Source organism: Streptomyces sp. NPDC048057 (genome assembly GCF_040653095.1).
Lineage (GTDB): Bacteria > Actinomycetota > Actinomycetes > Streptomycetales > Streptomycetaceae > Streptomyces.
The window spans coordinates 15,582-31,709 of sequence record NZ_JBEZNF010000024.1 but is presented as its reverse complement, the minus strand read 5'-3'; the positions used below and the strand labels follow the sequence as shown (position 1 = coordinate 31,709).

Here is a 16,128-nt window from a genome sequence, read left to right as displayed (position 1 = left end):
TATCCTCTAGTTGTTCTAGTCCTATACAAACAATGCTGAGCCTGGCGCTCTGCCGAAGAGGAGGCAGTATGGACCGCCCCGACCACACCTCCCACGCCCCGCCGTCCGCCCCGCTGCGCTGGTCCGCCGGACTGCCCTGCCTGCTGGCCGCCCTGGTGGTGGCCGCGGTGTTCGCCGCGTCGTGGTCGGACCTGCCGGACCCCATGGCCGTCCACTTCGACGACCGCGGCGACGTGAACCGCTCGGCGTCCCCGGCGCAGCTCCTGCTCCTGTCCGAGCTGGTGCTGCTCGGCCTCGGCGCGCTGCTGGTCCGCGGTGCGCTGCGGCGGGCGCTCGACCTGCGGGTGCTGTACGCGGCGTCCGCGGCCACGGCCGTCGTTCTCGGGTACCTCTTCACGGTCGCGGTGCTGGTGAACGCCGACGCCGCCAGCGCGGACGAGGCGCGGCTGCCGCTGTGGCACCTGGCCGTGGCCGCGGGGGCGGCCGTGGTCGCCGCCGTCGGGGTGCGGGCACTGGTGCCCCGGAAGCAGGAGACGCCAGCGCGGATCGACCGTCCGGCGGTCACCTCCTCCGTCGGGCTGCGGCAGGGTGAGCGGGCCGTGTGGGTACGGAGCGTCGGCCCGCGGTGGTTGACCGCCGCCGCGGTCCTGGGCGCGGTCGCCGCCGTGGCCGCCGGCGCGTTCGGCTGGAGCCCCGGCTTCTGGCTGGCGCCGGTGGGGCTGCTGGTCGCGGCGCTGCCCGGCTCCCGGGTGATCGTCGACGGCAGCGGGCTGACCGTACGGCCGCCGGTGCTGCCGGGGCCGCGGATCCACGTGCCGCTGGAGCGGATCGTGCGGGCGTGGACCGCTGAGGCCCGGCCGCTGGCGGACCTCGGGGGCTGGGGGTACCGGGTCGCGCCGGGGCGGCGCGGGCTCGCTCTGCGGTCCGGGCCCGCGGTGTGGCTGGAGTTGGCGGACGGCAAGGAGTTCGTCGTGGTCGTGGACGACGCGGCGACCGCGGCCGGGCTGCTGACCGACCTGCTGGGCGACGCAGCACGACGGGACGTCCGTTGACATGCTGATCCGCATCGACGCGAGCTCCGCCGTGCCGCTGGCGGAGCAGGTCGCCTCCTCCGTGCGCCGGGCGCTGTCCGACGGCGCGCTGCACCCCGGCGACCGGCTGCCCGCCGCCCGGGAAGTGGCGCGCCTGCTGGACGTCAACGTCCACACCGTCCTGCGCGGCTACCAACAGCTGCGCGAGGAAGGGCTGATCGACCTGCGGCGCGGCCGGGGCGCCGTCGTCGTCGCCGCCCCGGCGCAGGCCCGGCTCCGCGAGGCCGCCCGCCAGCTCGTGGCGGCGGCCCGCGAAGCCGGCTTCTCGCAGGACAAGACCGTCGACCTGCTGCGTACGAGCTGGTCAGAGGAGCCGTAAGACCTCCGGCTCGCCGACCGGTCACGTCGACCGGTCACGTCGTCCGGTCACGTCGTCTCGATGTCGCGCCGGCGCAGCGCCACCAGTCCCGTGCCCACCAGCGCGACGGCCAGCGCCGTGAGCACCAGCACCGGCGGCCAGCTCATCTCGGCGCCCGGCATCTTCGGCAGGTGGGCGTACGGCGACAGGTCCAGCACCGCGTCCGGCAGGTCCAGCGCCGGGCCGATCCAGCCGATCGCCAGGCACAGGCCGGCCAGGGCCCAGGCCACGGCGGCGAAGCGGGGCAGCAGCCCGTACAACGCCACCGCGACGCCGCCCACCAGCCAGACCGCCGGGATCAGCACCAGGGCGCCGCCGAGCACGGAGCCGAAGGACTCCCCGTGTCCGATGCCGACGCCGAGGCCGCCGGCCACGACGATGACGGCGCCGCCGCCGAAGGCGATCAACAGGTGTCCGACCGCCCAGCCGGAGCGGCTGACCGCGTTCGCCAGGATCGGCTCGGCGCGCTGCGAGGTCTCCTCGCCGTGCAGCCGCAGCACCGCGGAGACGACGTACACCGCGGCGACCATGCCCAACATGCCGATCATCGAGGCGAGGAACGCGTTGGTGAGACCGGTCTGACCGCCCAGGCGCTCGAAGATCTGGCGGGTGTTCTCGTTGTCGCCGACGAGGTCCGAAGCGCCGCTGGCCATGCCGCCGAAGACGATCCCGATGACCAGGAACGCGGCCGTCCACGCCAGGAACGTGCCGCGCTGGAGCCGCCAGGCGAGTCCGGTCGCGGTGGTCAGCCGTCCGACGGCCGGCCCCGGCCGGGTCGCCAGGAAGCTCATGCCGACGTCGCGCCGGCCGGCGAGGGCGTACGCGACCAGGCCCTGCACCACCACGGCCGCGGCCAGCAGCAGGAGCAGCCACCAGCGTTCGCCGGCGAAGGGCCGCACCTGCGAGGCCCAGCCCAGCGGGGACAGCCAGGTCAGCACCGAGTTCCCGTCCGCCTCGGCGGAGTCGCCGGCCGACCTGAGTGCGAACGCCAGGCCGAGTGCGCCGCCGGCCATGCCCCGGGCCAGCCGGGCGCTCTCGGTGAGCTGGGCCGTGATGCCCGCGGCGCCGGCGAAGAGCATGCCGACCGCGCCGACGGTCAGCCCGAGCGCGAGCGCGCCGCTCGTCGAACCGGTCGGCCCGGCGGTGCCGAGCGTGATCAGCAGGGCGAGTCCGGTGTTGGCGACGAGCGCGGTCAGCAGCGCGGCCGTGAGGGAGGCGCGGCGGCCCACCGCCATGGACGACAGCATCTCCTGCCGGCCGGTCTCCTCCTCCTCGCGGGTGTGCCGCACCACGATCAGCACGCTCATCAGCGCGGCCATGGTGAGGGTGAACATCCCGAACCGCCAGGCGACCAGCCCGCCGAGGGTGTCGTCGAAGGCCGGGCCGGTGATCGCCCGCAGCGAGCCGTTCGTCAGCAGCGAGTCGACGATGTCGGCGCGCTTCTCCGGGGTGTCGTACAGGTTCTCCAAGGAGCCGACCCCGCCCACCACGACCAGGCCGAGGGTGAGCACCCACGCCGGCACCATCACCCGGTCCTGGCGCAGGGCGAGCCGGAAGAGGGGGCCGGTGCCGGCGAAGGGCTGTGGGCCGCGGTCGGCGATGGACGCGTACGCGGTGGTCACCGGGCCACCGCCGTCGAGTCGTACGCGGCGGAGTCCGGGCCCTCGCCGTCCGCGCCGCCGTCCGCCGCGTAGTGGCGCAGGAACAGCTCCTCCAGCGTGGGCGGGGTGCTGACCAGGGACCGTACGCCGGAGTCGGTCAGCGCCCGCAGCACCGCGTCCAGCTTGTCCGTGTCGACCTGGAGCTTGACCCGGTGGCCCGCGACCTCCAGGTCGTGCACGCCGGGCAGGCCGGAGATGCCGTTCGGCGGCCCGGCCAACTCGGCGGTGATGCTGGTGCGGGTGAGGTGGCGCAGGTCGGCGAGGGTGCCGGTCTCCACGGTGCGGCCCTTGCGGATGATGCTGACCCGGTCGCAGAGCGTCTCGACCTCGCTGAGGATGTGCGAGGAGAGCAGGACGGTGCGCCCGCGGTCGCGCTCCTCGGCGACGCAGCTCTGGAAGACCTCCTCCATCAGCGGGTCCAACCCGGACGTCGGCTCGTCGAGGATCAGCACCTCCGCCTCGGAGGCGAAGGCGGCCACCAGGGCGACCTTCTGGCGGTTGCCCTTGGAGTACGTACGACCCTTCTTCGTCGGATCCAGCTCGAAGCGTTCGATGAGTTCGGTCCGGCGGGTGGCGTTGAGGTGACCGCGCAGCCTGCCGTACAGGTCGATGACCTCCCCGCCGGAGAGGTTGCGCCACAGGGTCACGTCACCGGGGACGTACGCGAGGTGGCGGTGCAGGTCGACGGCGTCCCGCCAGGGGTCCTTGCCGAGCATCTGCGCCGCGCCGGCGTCGGCACGCAGCAGTCCGAGCAGCACCCGGATGGTGGTCGACTTGCCGGAGCCGTTGGGCCCCAGGAAGCCGTGGACCTCGCCGGTCTCGACCGTGAGGTCGAGCCCGTCCAGCGCGTGCGTCCGCCCGAACGACTTGTGCAGCCCGGAGACGGTGATGGCCTTCGTCATGGTTTTGAGCGTACGGTTTCTTCAGAAATTTGTGAAGTTAAGAAACCGTATAAAGTCGGGAGGGGACGGCATGGGTACGGCGACCAGGGGAGATGAGGTCGAGCCATGGAGCAGAAGCAGGACGAACGGCGGGACGAAGCGGTGGTCTCAGCGTTCGTCGAGCGCTTCGCCGCGCAGTTGGTGGACGCGGGCATGGCCCGGATGCCCTCGCGCGTCTTCGCCGCGATCCTCGTCTCCGACAGCGGCGTGATGACCTCGACGGAGATCGGGGAGCAGCTCAAGGTCAGCCCGGCGGCGGTGTCGGGCGCGGTGCGCTACCTCTCCCACGTCGCGATGCTCTCGCGCGAGCGCGAGCCCGGCTCGCGGCGGGAGCGCTACCGGGTCCACTCGGACCAGTGGTACGAGGCGATCGGCAGCCGCGAGCAGATCCTCAAGCGCTGGGAGGACACCCTGCGCGACGGCGTCGCGTCGGTGGGCCGGGACTCCCCGGCCGGGCAGCGGCTGGCGGAGACGCTGGCGTTCTTCGAGTTCGTCAAGACCGAGCTGCCGCTGATGATGGACCGGTGGCGCGAGCACCGTGAGGAACTCTTCGGCAGCTGAGGTCCGAGGGACGAGTTCGGAGGCCGGGGGTCACGCAGCGGTCGTCACGAGCGCTCCCGGGCCGCCGTCACAGGCGTTCCAGTGCCGTCGTCTCACAGGCGTTCCAGGGTCACCGTGAACGTGGTCCCCTTGCCGACCGTGCTCGTCACGTCCACCCACCCCCCGTGGTCCCGGACGATCTGCCGCACGATCGACAGCCCCAGCCCGCTCCCCCCGGTCCGCCGACCGCGCGACGCGTCCCCGCGCCAGAACCGGTCGAAGAGGTACGGCAGGTTCTCCTGCGGTATCCCGGCACCCGTGTCCCGCACCCGCACCAGCGCGCGCTCGCCGACTCCGGCCAGCTCCAGGGTCACCGCGCCGCCCGGCGCAGTGGCCCGTACCGCATTGCTGACGAGGTTCCCCACGGCCTGCCGCAGCCGGTACTGGTCGGCGCTCACCGACACCGGCCGGGCACCGACCGACACCTCAAGCCGCACCCCCGCCTCCTCGGCGCGGGCCCGGTGCGCGACGCGGCACGTCTCCAGCAGGTCGCCCAGGTCCACGGCGGCGAAGTGGTACGTCAGGGCGCCCGCCTCCGCGAGCGCCAGGTCCTGGAGGTCGTCCACGATGCGCTGCTGGAGCATCACCTCCTCGTGCAGGGACGCCAACAGCTCGGACGTGGGCTCCAGATAGCCGTCCTGGAACGCCTCCACGTAACCGCGGATGTTCGCCAGCGGGGTGCGCAACTCGTGGGCGATGTCCCCGGTCAGCCGGCGCTGACGCTCCTCGCCGGCCTGGATCGACCCGGCCATCCGGTTGAAGGCGCGCCCCAGCCTGGCGATCTCGTCCCGCCCCTCGACGGGCACGCGCCGCCCCAGGTCGCCCTGACCGAGGGAGCTGGTCGCGGCGGTGAGGGTGCGGACGGGCCGCAGGACGGTCCGGGTGAGGAGGACGGCGGCGAGGGCGACGACGACGGCGACGCTGGCGGCAAGGCCGGCGACCGGGGCCACCGACAGCCGGGGAGGGGGAGGGTTCCCCACCCCGAGGTAGATCTCGGCGCGTTGTGGGCTGCCCTTCTCCACGCTCTCGCGAAAGGCGAGTTGCAGACAGTCGTTGAGCTTGTCCCGGGGCGCAGCGGCGCACGCTTCGGTGGCCTTGCGGTCGGACGCCTCGGCGGGCGGTGTGCGACGGACCTCGCACCCGTCGGAGATGGAGATGGTCGTTCGCAGGGTGGGCATGCCGTACTTGTTCGGCATCGCCAAGAGCTCCTTGCCCGCACGGGTGAGGCACTGCACCTGGATCAAGTAGGCCCGGTAATTGGCGACGTGCTCCGTCGTGCGCGCGATCCTCGTCATCATGGCGCTGTCGTACGGAATCAGTTGGGGAACCGGATCGACGATGGCCACGGGCCGCGAACTGAAGTCACGCGGCTTCCGTCCCGTGAGCGCGTCCGAGTCGGCGATCGCCAACTCCTCCCCCACGGTGAGACGAATACGCTGACCCGTGTCCTTGGACAGTTGCAGCACCCTCGGCGCAACGCCGTCCCACGTGCCGTGCGAGAAGGCGTACTGCTTCAGACTGTCGGCGATCCTGTCGACCTCCGCCATGTCCGACGTAGCCATCTCCGCGACCTGCCCCGCCGCCTGACGCCAGGTCATCCATGTGCTCAAGGCCGCCGAGACGACCGCCACGACCACCAGCAGCCCGACGACCCTCAGCCGGAAACTCACGGCTGCGGCACGGACACGTGTCGAACCGACAGGCGGTACCCCCGCCCGTACACGGTCTCCACGAAGCGCCGGCGGCGGCCGTCCGCCTCCAACTTGCGGCGCAGGTTGACCACGTGGACGTCCACGGTCCGCTCCAGGACGCCCTCCTCGGCGCTGAAGGCCCGTTCGATGATCTCCCGCCGGGTGAACACCCGCCCCGGCTCCAGTGCGAGCACCTGGAGGATCGCGAACTCCTTGGCCGTGAGCGGCACCGCCTCCCCAGCGATCCGCACCTCGAATCGGTGCGGGTCGATCACCATGTCGTCGCCGCCGACCGCGCCGGGGAGGCTCGCCGCGCCCCCGGACGTCACCCGGGAGCGCCGCAGCAGCGCCCGGACCCGCGCCGCCAACTCCCGCGGGCTGTAGGGCTTCGTCATGTAGTCGTCGGCCCCGAGGTCCAGTCCGAGCAGGACGTCCTCCTCGGTGGTGCGCGCGGTGAGCAGCAGGATCGGGACCTGGGACTCGGCGCGCAGGACGCGGCAGACGTCGAGCCCGTCCACGAGCGGCATCATCAGGTCCAGCACGATGAGGTCGGGCCGGTGCATGCGGGCGTGGTCGATGGCGGCCCTGCCGTTGGAGACGAGATGGACCTCGTTGCCTTCGCGTTCCAGGTAGACGCGTATCAACGATGCCTGTTTGGCGTCGTCCTCGGCGACCAGGATGCGAGGGTTCAAGGGAACTCCTTCGACGTGAATTCCGTGCTCTCCCGGACCTTACGCCGAAATGACTTAAGGCTTCCTTTCATCGGGCATAGAACTTCGCTTCATATTCTCTTCATCATTTGGCCAGGTGGGAGCGGTTTTTGGCCAACTGGAGACAGGGCGCGTCGAGGCATGCCGTACGACCTCGGCAGTGGGCGGGGTGGCGCGATTCACCACCGGTCATCACGCAGTGATAGCCGGCCGGAACTTTCCCGCGCCCGCCCCGTTCACCGCCTACTGATCGCCACTCAGTTGATACTCAGTTGCTGCCCGTCACTGCTCACCTGTTCCTGCGCGAAACGCATCGGCGTGGTCGCGGGCCCATTCCGCGAAGGTGCGGGCGGGGCGGCCCGTGACCTGCTCGACGGTGGGGTTGACCGTACGCCCGACTTCGGGGGTGTCGCGGTACACCTCCAGCAGGAAGTCGACGACCTCGTCCGAGTGCCCGGCCGCCCGCCACTCGGCCAGCGCCTCCGCCTCGCTCAACTCCACCAGCGCCACCGCCCGTCCGCGGGCCGCGGCGAGCACGTCCACCTTCTCCCGTACGGTCAGCACCTCGGGTCCGCTCAGCACGTACGTACGGCCGCCGTGCCCGTCCTCGGTGAGCGCGACCGCCGCGACGGCGCCGATGTCGCCCTCGTGCACCATCGCGCTGAGCCGGTCCACGAAGGGCTCGCGCACCTCGTCCCGTGCGCGGACGCCGTCGGCCCAGGCGAGCGCGTTCGCCATGAACTCCACCGGCATGACCACGGTCCAGGTCAGGTCGCCGGCGCGCACCGCGTTCTCCAGCGGGGTCTCGCCACCGCCGTTGAGCACGGTGACCCGCTGCACCCCGGCCGCCCGCGCCAGCTCCACGATGCGCGGCCCGGTGTCCAGCGGCACCAGGTACTCGCCGCCGAAGGTGATCAGATGGAGCCCGGTCACGCCCTTGAGCGCGTCCACGAGCGAGTCGGGGTCGGTCAGGTCGCCCTGGACGACCTCGACGCCGTCGGGGAAGTCGGCCCGCGCCGCGTCCCTGGTCAGCGCGCGGACGGCGTGCCCGCCGCGCAAGAGTTCGGCGACGACCTGTCGTCCGACGGTACCGGTCGCTCCTGCCACAAGATTCGTCATGGCTTCACCGTAGGAAGCCTTGCGGACAGCTACGGTCCGCAAGTGGCCGTGGGGCGAGCCGTACGCACCTCACCAGGCCAGTTGGGCGATCTCCTCCACGACCACCGCGCACGCGTCCGTCGCCGGATCGATCAACGGGAAGTGGCCGACGTCCTCCAGCAGCGTCAGCCCCACCATCTCCCCCGCCTTCGCCGCGGCCGTGACGAAGGACTCCGAGACGGCGACCGGCACCACGATGTCGTCCCGGCCGTGCACCACGGCCGTCGCCATGCCCGTCGGCAACAGCCGCGCCGGGTCGACGACGGCGGACCGCTGGACGAAGTCCCCCTCACCGCCCATGAGTTGGCCCACCGCGCCGCCGCACACGTCCAGCTCGACGGAGAGCGCGAGGTCCGCGATGGGAGCCAGCGCCACCGCGCCGCGCAGCCGCGGCGGCTGCGCCAGGCGCCACGGCGCGTCCACGGGCAGGACGTGCCGGGCCACGGCCCACAGCGCGAGTTGACCGCCGGCCGAGTGGCCGGTCACCACCGTGCGCCGCAGATCGACGCCGGGCAGCGCGCGCGGCGCGAGCTGCGGCAGCGCGTCCATCACCGCTGCGACGTCGTCGAACGTTTCCGGCCAGCGCCCCGCGACCGGGGCGTCCTGCCCCGCGGCCCGCTGCTGCGGGAGCGCGCCCTCCCGCCCCCTGCGGTACTCCACGCTCGCGACCGCGAAGCCGCGCCGCGCCAGGAAGTCCGCGAACGGGCTCACGTGTACCCGGTCGTACGGCGCACGCCACGCCCCGCCGTGCAGCAGCACGACGAGCGGGGCGCCCTCGGTGGGCACGTCGCGCGGCACGTAGAAGTCGACGAGCTGGTCCGGGTGTTCGCCGTACGCCGCGGTCGCGTCCGGCGCGACCGCGGGATGGGCGAACACGGACGCCGACTCGACCGCGTCACGGGCCGCCGCGGCGGCACCCGGGTCCGGCGCGCTTGCGTCCGGCATGCGGATCCCAACCTTCCGATGGAGCCGCGGACTTACCGCGGAAACTATCTGACCAGCGCGGACGCTACCAGGCGCCCGGGGCGCGCCCGCGCGCCCGGCGCCCCGCGAGTGCGCCCCGCGCCGCGCCGGCGGCCCGTCCGTGACGGTTTCCCTGCGGGACCGTTGGCCTGCGCGTCCCGTGGCGGGTTCTCGCGCGGTTCCCTCCCGCTGTGCCCTGCGAGCACGCCCCCAGAGGGCGCGGGCCCCCGCCCCTGGACATACCCGCCGTAGCGCTACGGGAGCGTTGGCCTCCGCGGCCCGGTGGTGGGCTTGTCGCGCAGTTCCCCGCGCCCCTGTTTCGCTGCCCCCGTCACTTACCTGCGGGCCGGTGCCCGCAGAGCACAGGGAGGGACTCCGCGAGAAGCCCACCACGGTCCGCAGACGACTGACGGGGCAGCGAAACAGGGGCGCTGGGGGTCCCCCCGTGCCCGCAGGGCACAGGGGGCGGAACTGCGCGAACAACCACAGCGCACCCGCAGAGACCTTCGCGCCCTCAGGGCTACGGCGGCCACGTCAGGTGGCGCTGAGGTGCCCCCTCGTACCCGCAGGGCACAGGGGGGCATCCGCACACGGCAACGCGCGCCGTCAGGCGCGCGCCTCCGTGAGGACCTCTGCGAGCACCGCCGCCGCGCGTTCCGCGTCGGCGTAGCGGACGTACAGCGGGGCGAAGCCGAAGCGCAGGAGGTCGGGGCGGCGCAGGTCGCCCACCACGCCGTGGGCGATCAGGCGGTCCATGACCGCCGGCGCCTGCCCGCACCGCAGCGCGACCTGGCTGCCGCGGGCCGCGTGCTCCGCCGGCGTCACCGACGTCACCGACGACCCGCCCGCGTACTCCGCCACGCACCGCAGGAAGAAGTCCGTCAGCGCCAGGCTCTTCGCCCGTACGTCCTCGATCGTCACGCCCTCCCACACGTCCAGCGCCGCCTCCAGAGCCAGCATCGAGAGGATGTCGGGCGTCCCGACCCGGCCGCGGCGCGCGCCGTCGACCGCGGCGTAGTCGCGGCTCATCGCGAACGGGTCGGCGTGGGAGTTCCAGCCGGGCAGCGGCGAGTCGAAGGCGGCCTGGTGGTGCTCGGCGACGTACAGGAAGGCCGGCGAACCGGGCCCGCCGTTCAGGTACTTGTACGTGCAGCCGACCGCGAGGTCCACGCCGTGCGCGTCCAGCCCCACCGGCAGCGCGCCCGCGCTGTGGCACAGGTCCCAGACCACGACCGCGCCGGCGTCGTGCACCGCCGCCGTCAGGGCCGGCAGGTCGTGCAGCCGGCCGGAGCGGAAGTCGACGTGGTTGAGGAGGACGACCGCGGTCGTGGGACCGAGCGCGGCCCGCAGCGCGGCGGGGTCCGCGGGGTCCACGGGCACGATCCGGTGCCCGGTGAGCCGGGCGGCGGACTCGGCGACGTACCCGTCCGTGGGGAACGTCGTCGCGTCGACCACGACGTCCGTACGGCGCGGGTCGCCCACCAGCCGTACGCCCGCCACGACCGCCTTGAAGACGTTCACGCTGGTCGAGTCGGCGACCACGACCTGCCCCGGCGCCGCACCGACCAGCGGCGCGATCCGGTCCCCGATCCGCTCGGGCGCGGTCCACCAGCCGCTCTCCGTCCACGAGCGGATGCGCAATTCGCCCCACTGGCGCTGGACGACGTCCGCGACGCGGGCGGGCACGTGCGCGGGCAGGGCGCCCAGGGAGTTGCCGTCGAGATAGACCACGCCGTCGTCGAGGGCGAACAGGTCGCGCCGGGCGGCGAGCGGGTCGACGGCGTCGAGCGCGGCGGCGCGCTCCCGCAGCGAGCGGATGCCTTCGTAGGCGGTCTCGGAAGTGGTCTCAGACATGGCTACGGGCCGTCCACAGCTCGGGGAAGACGTTCTTGCGGGCCCGCTTCTCCAGCCAGGCCACGCCGGCGGAGCCGCCCGTGCCGGCCTTCGCGCCCATCGCGCGCCGGGTCGCCACCAGGTGGTCGTTGCGCCAGCGCCACACCAGTTCGCCGACGTCGGTGAGCGCTTCGCCGAGGCGGAGCAGTTCGCCGTTGGCGTCGGGATCGCCGTAGATCTCCGCCCACACGGCCTCGACGCCGGCGTCCGCTTCGTACCGCTGCGAGAGGTCCCGCTCCAGCACGGCCTGCGGCACCGCCTTGCCGCGGCGGGCGAGCAGCCGCAGCACCTCGTCGTACAGGCTCGGCTGCGCGAGGGCCTTCTCCAGCTCGGCGTGCACCCGGGGCGCGCCCTTGTGCGGCACCAGCATGGACGCGGACTTCTCACCGAGCAGGAACTCCATGCGCCGGTACATCGCCGACTGGAAGCCGGACCCCTCGCCGAGCGCGCTGCGGTACGCGTTGAACTGCGCGGGCGTGAGCTGTCCGAGGGGTCGCCAGGAGGCGTTCAGCGCCTCCAGTTCGCGCACGGAGCGCTTCAGGGCGTCTATCGCCACGGGAACGCGGTCCTCGCGCAGGGCGCCGGTCGCGGTCTCCCACTCGTGGACGATGACGGTGAACCACAGCTCCATCACCTGGGTGGTGACCAGGAAGACCATCTCTCCCGGGTCGTCGGAGAGGGTGTGCTGGAGGTGGGTGAGGACGTCGGCCTGGACGTAGTCCTCGTAAGGGGTCGTACCCGCGAAGTCGAGGTGCGGGACGGCGGTCGCGTCGCGCGCGTCATGCGCGGCGGCGGCTGCTGCGGACTGGGACATCGCTGTCTCCTGACTGTCCGGGTAGCGGTCCGCTCCTTCCTGTTGGCTCGGGAGCCCCGGTCCCCTACGGCGCATTTTAGGGCCTGACCCGTGCCCCCTCCAGGCATCTGGACCTGAAGATCGTCGGGCACGGGTCGGGGCCGGGACCGTCCGGGTGACGGCCGCGGTCGTCCGGCTCAGCCGGTCGTGCTGGCGTCGAGGGTGTCCGCGGCGAGCGGCGAGGAGTCCCGCAGGAAGGTCGAGCAGCGCTCGTACTCCTCCTGCTCCCCGATGGCACCCGCGGCGCGCGCGAGCGCGTTCAGGGCCCGCAGGAACCCGCGGTTCGGCTCGTGCTCCCAGGGCACGGGCCCGTGCCCCTTCCAGCCGCTGCGCCGCAGCGCGTCCAGCCCGCGGTGGTACCCCGTCCGGGCGTACGCGTACGACTCGACGGCCCGCCCCTTCGCGAACGCGTCGTCGGCGAGCTGCGCCCAGGCCAGGGACGACGTCGGGTACTTCGCGGCGACCTCGGAGGGGTCGGTCCCGGAGGCGAGCAGCTCGCGCGGTTCGGGGTCGTCGGGCAGGTGGGTCGGAGGGGGTCCCCCGAGCAGGTTCTCGTGAATGGACATGCGCCCCAGTCTCGCGCATGCGGGGTGCGTGCCGTGCGGGGTGCCCGGCGGCGCCTACGCGAGGAGTGACGGCGGAATCACGGTTCGCGCCCGCTCGTAGAGGGATCGCGCGTGCTGGTTTTCGAGGTGCGGTCGAATCATGCCGACCATTCGCTGCATCCTCCGGTCGACCCGCCCGCTCTTCACCAGCGAATACTCGTCCAGCGCCTGATTCCACGTCGCGCACGCCGACTCCAGGTGCCCGTGCTGGATCTGGAATTCGGCGAGCGTTGCGCGCTCCTTGACGCGGGAGCGTCGGTAGATCTCGTAGCAGAGCTTGTCGGATTCCTTCATCGCGTCGATCGCGCCGGGGAGGTCGCCCAGCTCATATCGCACATGGCTGATGTGGTAGTGGAGCGAAGCGGGATCGTACGACCCGAAGGACTTTTCCCGGGACTCCGCCTTGTCCATGGCGGCTTCGGCTTCCTTGAGATAGCGCAGCGCGTCCGACGTGTCCCCGCTCTGCGCCGCCGCGTGCGCCTGCTGCCCCGCGAGGAATGCCCGCATCCGGGGGCCGGCCTGGGGAGAGGCCGAGGCAGCGGAATTCGCCAACCGCAACGCCGAACTTCCGTGACCGAGATCGACGGCCTGCACACTCATTCCGCGCAGTGTGGTGCAGTACGTCAGGTGGTCCTCGGACGCACCGGCCAACTCCAGCGCCTTCAGGTAGTACTTCTGCCCCAGCCCTTCAAGTCCTTCGTCGACGGCCATGTACCCGGTGAGGTAACAGAGGTCGGACGCCGCGGCCATCATCGCTTTGCGCACCGCGTCCGTCGCGTCCGCACGCAGATACGGCGCAACCGTGTTGACGAGAAAAGCCGCCGCCATCGGACGGGCGTGCCGACCCCCGAACTGGTCATCCAGCTCGGAGATCCGCTCCGTCATCGCGATGACCGTTTCCACATCGGACATCCCCATCCGCGGCGACGAACCCCGCCGAACCATCTCCATCCGCCCCACGACATCGGGCCAGTTCGGAATCGTCAGCGCAACGGAGAAAAGACCGGCAGTGACTGCGCTGCGACGAGATAGGAACATGTCAGGACGCCTCCACCTCGGTCATGAGGAGACGGAGGGTGAGCGATTGCTTCTCCTCGGGCAGCGCGCTCAAGGCGTTCCTTGCATACGCAACCCCTTCGGACACGTCGCCGGAGCGAGCGAGCATGAGCCCGCGGTGCATCTCAAGATGAGTGGCGAACCGCGGGAGTTCGCCGGGCAGCTCCCGCCTGGCCGCTTCCTGTGCAGCAACCGCCGCGCTCTCGTCTCCGAGCCGAGCAGCCAGCAGCCAGATGAACACGTTGAGCCGCCACCACGGAACCGCGTAGTCGCTGGTCTGCTCGTACGAGTGGGCCTTGTCGAAGACTCTGCGCCCTTGCTCCATGAGGTCGCCGTGGTCGCGTCCCCTCGGATCGCCGCCGCGTGTGCCTTTCCGAAGATGGCGTTCAGGAGCCCCAGGGACGGTCGTTTGCCGATCGCCAACGCCTGGTCTGCAAGGATGTCGGCGATGCCGAGTGACGCACCTTCGTAGCCAAGTGCGATCGCCGCCCGCCCGCGAACCCACACCCGCGTCTCGTCATCGCCCGAGCGATCCGCCGCTTCCGCCGCCGTCCGGTACCAGTGCACCGCCTTGGAGCCGTCGGAGCCCGGGAACGTCTTGGCGTACAGCGTCATGAGGCGAGCGGCCACCGACCACAACTGCGGGCGTTCCAACTGCTGTTGCACGACGACGAGTTCACGAGCCACGCGCCGCTGGATGTCCGCGGGACCCAAGCTCATGTACTCCGCGCCGTACGTGGCCAGCTTGGCTTCCCAGGATTCGACGGACGGGCCCCCTTGCAATCGGGCCGTGAATCCAGCGCTGAGCAATTCAGAGGTGACGGCTGGAGCTATGGCAGCTCCAGCGGCATCGGTGAGGAATGTACGACGTTTCACTTCGCACTCCAGAACAACCGAGGTTTCGTCGGGCGGGGTGAGGCGGAGGCTAGCCTCCGCGGCGCCTGCGCCGGCTACGCTAGGAGTGACGGCGGAGTTACGGCTTGGGCACGCTCGTGAAGGTCCCGCGCATACTTGTTCTTGAGGTACGGACGAATTCGGCTGTGCATCCCTGCAATCCTCTCGTCACACTGTCCAGACTGAACCTTGGGATAGATGTCAATCACCCGCCCCCACGTTTCACACGCCGCTTCTAGGTGCCCGACTTCAAGTTGACGCTCCGCAAGCATGGAGAGATAGCGGACTCGACTCCTGCGAAGTGAACTGTGTCGCAGCTTGTCGGACTCCTCCAGCGCCGCGATGGAACCCTTGATGTCGCCGAATTCATATCGAACCTGGCCCACGTGATATGTCAACGACGACGGGTTGTAGGAACCGAACGTCTTCGCTTGGGCTTCCGCCTTCTCCATGGCGACTTCGGCTTCGCGGAGGTACCTGTGCGAGTTGAGCCGATCTCCGACTTGGGCGTACGCGTGCGCTTGCTGACCGGCGAGGAAGGCTCGCATCCTCGGTCCAGCCTGTGGGGACGCGGCAGCAGCGGCATCTGCAAGACGGACGGCTTTCCCGCTGTGTCCCAGGTCGACAGCCTGCACGCTCATTCCACGCAGCGTCGTGCAGTAGGTGAGGTGGTCCTCGGACGCGCCGGCCAGTTCGAGCGCCTTCAGATAGTAACGCTGTGCCAACCCGTGAAGTCCTTCGTCGACGGCCATGTATCCGGTGAGGTAGCAGAGATCAGACGCCGCCGCCATCATCGCCTTACGCACCACGTCCGTCGCATCCGCACGCAAATACGGCGCCACCGTGTTGACAAGAAAAGCCGCCGCCATCGGACGGGCGTGCCGCCCCCCGAACTGGTCATCCAGCTCAGAAATCCGCTCCGTCATGGCAATGACCGTCTCCACATCGGACATCCCTATCCGCGGCGACGAACCCTTCTGAACATTCTCCATCCGCCCCACAACATCAGGCCAGTTCGGAATCGTCAACGCAACAGAGAAAAGACTGGCATTGACGACGCTGCGTCGGGACGGCGACATGTCGCTGCTCCCGAGGTCGACCACCTGTTGCGTCAGACCGGAGTCGTCCTGCGCCGCGAGAGGCGTCGGGAATCCGGCGTCGCGCTCGGTGACCGGGCGCTTGAACCTGCGTGCGAGCGCTTCCAGGATCAGCGGGCGGGCTTCCTTCTTCGGGACGTAGCCCTTCAACCACTGGTGGACGGATTGTTCGCGGTACTGAACAGGGGTTCCCCGTTCGGTACCGATCCTGTTCACCGCCTGCGCGAACTGCCGCAGGTTCCACCCGGTCTCCCGGTACAACCGCGCGAGCGGTTCGTTCGGCTCTCGCTTCGTCGTCACGGATCTTCAACTCCTGGCGCTGAGGGGCCGTTTGAGTCTTTTGAAAGCTACTGCCGCTTCAACGGTACCTCCGAGAGTGACCAGCCGGTTGCCTAGAGCGAAGAGAGACCACGGCAGGCGACGACGAGAGGGCACGGCTGACGAACATGGGCAACGACACCGGACACCAGGGCGAAGACACGGCCTTACTGCTGGCCCGATCCCCCGCCGGAGAGTCCTGCGCGCTGTGCGGACTGGCGACGCGAAAGCTCGCCCGA

General features: G+C 71.0%; 14 protein-coding genes and 1 pseudogene. 3 read left to right on the top strand and 12 right to left on the bottom strand.

Annotation, left to right across the window (positions count from 1 at the left end; all coding sequences use genetic code 11):
- Window positions 1–68: 68 nt before the first annotated feature.
- Both AB0E05_RS26395 and AB0E05_RS26390 read left to right on the top strand, forming a co-directional pair.
- Window positions 69–1,052, top strand: coding sequence for a DUF1648 domain-containing protein (locus tag AB0E05_RS26395; RefSeq protein WP_361967762.1), 984 nt, complete (start codon window positions 69–71; stop codon window positions 1,050–1,052).
- A gap of 1 nt (window position 1,053) precedes the next feature.
- Complete coding sequence (locus AB0E05_RS26390) at window positions 1,054–1,410, top strand: GntR family transcriptional regulator (RefSeq protein ID WP_361967760.1); 357 nt, start codon at window positions 1,054–1,056, stop codon at window positions 1,408–1,410.
- Window positions 1,411–1,457: 47 nt separating this feature from the next.
- Here AB0E05_RS26390 and AB0E05_RS26385 read toward each other — a convergent pair whose 3' ends face one another.
- Together AB0E05_RS26385 and AB0E05_RS26380 are read right to left on the bottom strand one after the other, a co-directional pair.
- Entirely contained in the window at window positions 1,458–2,975 is a 1,518-nt protein-coding gene (locus AB0E05_RS26385) for an ABC transporter permease (protein ID WP_361967941.1), read from the bottom strand.
- Window positions 2,976–3,067: 92 nt separating this feature from the next.
- Entirely contained in the window at window positions 3,068–4,012 is a 945-nt protein-coding gene (locus tag AB0E05_RS26380) for an ABC transporter ATP-binding protein (RefSeq protein ID WP_361967758.1), read from the bottom strand.
- A 105-nt stretch (window positions 4,013–4,117) separates the two neighbouring features.
- On the opposite strand from AB0E05_RS26380, the gene AB0E05_RS26375 reads away from it, so the two are divergent.
- The gene (locus tag AB0E05_RS26375) at window positions 4,118–4,612 is read left to right on the top strand and encodes a MarR family transcriptional regulator (protein WP_361967756.1); all 495 of its coding nucleotides are present in this window, start codon (window positions 4,118–4,120) and stop codon (window positions 4,610–4,612) included.
- A gap of 92 nt (window positions 4,613–4,704) precedes the next feature.
- Here AB0E05_RS26375 and AB0E05_RS26370 read toward each other — a convergent pair whose 3' ends face one another.
- The 10 genes and pseudogenes from AB0E05_RS26370 to AB0E05_RS26325 all read right to left on the bottom strand — a co-directional run bounded on the left by AB0E05_RS26370 (window position 4,705) and on the right by AB0E05_RS26325 (window position 15,871).
- Window positions 4,705–6,321 carry a HAMP domain-containing sensor histidine kinase gene (locus AB0E05_RS26370; protein WP_361967754.1) on the bottom strand — a complete coding sequence of 539 codons (1,617 nt, stop codon included), beginning with the start codon at window positions 6,319–6,321 and terminating at the stop codon, window positions 4,705–4,707.
- Window positions 6,318–7,034, bottom strand: coding sequence for a response regulator transcription factor (locus AB0E05_RS26365; protein ID WP_361967752.1), 717 nt, complete (start codon window positions 7,032–7,034; stop codon window positions 6,318–6,320). Before AB0E05_RS26365 ends, AB0E05_RS26370 begins: the two co-directional genes overlap by 4 nt.
- A 300-nt stretch (window positions 7,035–7,334) precedes the next feature.
- Window positions 7,335–8,171: an NAD(P)H-binding protein gene (locus AB0E05_RS26360; RefSeq protein ID WP_361967750.1), complete on the bottom strand. Its 837-nt coding sequence runs from the start codon at window positions 8,169–8,171 to the stop codon at window positions 7,335–7,337.
- Between the two features lie 69 nt (window positions 8,172–8,240).
- Window positions 8,241–9,155: an alpha/beta hydrolase gene (locus AB0E05_RS26355; protein ID WP_361967748.1), complete on the bottom strand. Its 915-nt coding sequence runs from the start codon at window positions 9,153–9,155 to the stop codon at window positions 8,241–8,243.
- A 624-nt stretch (window positions 9,156–9,779) separates the two neighbouring features.
- Entirely contained in the window at window positions 9,780–11,027 is a 1,248-nt protein-coding gene (kynU, locus tag AB0E05_RS26350) for a kynureninase (RefSeq protein ID WP_361967746.1), read from the bottom strand.
- Entirely contained in the window at window positions 11,020–11,880 is an 861-nt protein-coding gene (locus tag AB0E05_RS26345; RefSeq protein ID WP_361967744.1) for a tryptophan 2,3-dioxygenase family protein, read from the bottom strand. Before AB0E05_RS26345 ends, kynU begins: the two co-directional genes overlap by 8 nt.
- Before the next feature lie 176 nt (window positions 11,881–12,056).
- Entirely contained in the window at window positions 12,057–12,485 is a 429-nt protein-coding gene (locus AB0E05_RS26340) for a DUF3151 domain-containing protein (protein ID WP_361967742.1), read from the bottom strand.
- 54 nt (window positions 12,486–12,539) lie between these two features.
- Complete coding sequence (locus AB0E05_RS26335; protein WP_361967740.1) at window positions 12,540–13,562, bottom strand: transcriptional regulator; 1,023 nt, start codon at window positions 13,560–13,562, stop codon at window positions 12,540–12,542.
- A gap of 1 nt (window position 13,563) precedes the next feature.
- Window positions 13,564–14,468: pseudogene (locus AB0E05_RS26330) on the bottom strand (XRE family transcriptional regulator).
- Window positions 14,469–14,530: 62 nt separating this feature from the next.
- Window positions 14,531–15,871, bottom strand: a complete 1,341-nt coding sequence (locus tag AB0E05_RS26325) for a tetratricopeptide repeat protein (RefSeq protein WP_361967738.1) — start codon at window positions 15,869–15,871, stop codon at window positions 14,531–14,533.
- Between the last annotated feature and the right edge of the window lie 257 nt (window positions 15,872–16,128).

What these genes read in the sequence shown, in the direction of transcription:
- AB0E05_RS26395 (WP_361967762.1), top strand. Translation starts at nt 69, where the DNA reads ATGGACCGCCCCGACCACACCTCCCACGCCCCGCCGTCCGCCCCGCTG.
- AB0E05_RS26390 (WP_361967760.1), top strand. Translation starts at nt 1,054, where the DNA reads ATGCTGATCCGCATCGACGCGAGCTCCGCCGTGCCGCTGGCGGAGCAG.
- AB0E05_RS26385 (WP_361967941.1), bottom strand. Translation starts at nt 2,975, where the DNA reads ATGGTGCCGGCGTGGGTGCTCACCCTCGGCCTGGTCGTGGTGGGCGGG.
- AB0E05_RS26380 (WP_361967758.1), bottom strand. Translation starts at nt 4,012, where the DNA reads ATGACGAAGGCCATCACCGTCTCCGGGCTGCACAAGTCGTTCGGGCGG.
- AB0E05_RS26375 (WP_361967756.1), top strand. Translation starts at nt 4,118, where the DNA reads ATGGAGCAGAAGCAGGACGAACGGCGGGACGAAGCGGTGGTCTCAGCG.
- AB0E05_RS26360 (WP_361967750.1), bottom strand. Translation starts at nt 8,171, where the DNA reads ATGACGAATCTTGTGGCAGGAGCGACCGGTACCGTCGGACGACAGGTC.
- AB0E05_RS26355 (WP_361967748.1), bottom strand. Translation starts at nt 9,155, where the DNA reads ATGCCGGACGCAAGCGCGCCGGACCCGGGTGCCGCCGCGGCGGCCCGT.
- kynU (WP_361967746.1), bottom strand. Translation starts at nt 11,027, where the DNA reads ATGTCTGAGACCACTTCCGAGACCGCCTACGAAGGCATCCGCTCGCTG.
- AB0E05_RS26345 (WP_361967744.1), bottom strand. Translation starts at nt 11,880, where the DNA reads ATGTCCCAGTCCGCAGCAGCCGCCGCCGCGCATGACGCGCGCGACGCG.
- AB0E05_RS26340 (WP_361967742.1), bottom strand. Translation starts at nt 12,485, where the DNA reads ATGTCCATTCACGAGAACCTGCTCGGGGGACCCCCTCCGACCCACCTG.
- AB0E05_RS26335 (WP_361967740.1), bottom strand. Translation starts at nt 13,562, where the DNA reads ATGTTCCTATCTCGTCGCAGCGCAGTCACTGCCGGTCTTTTCTCCGTT.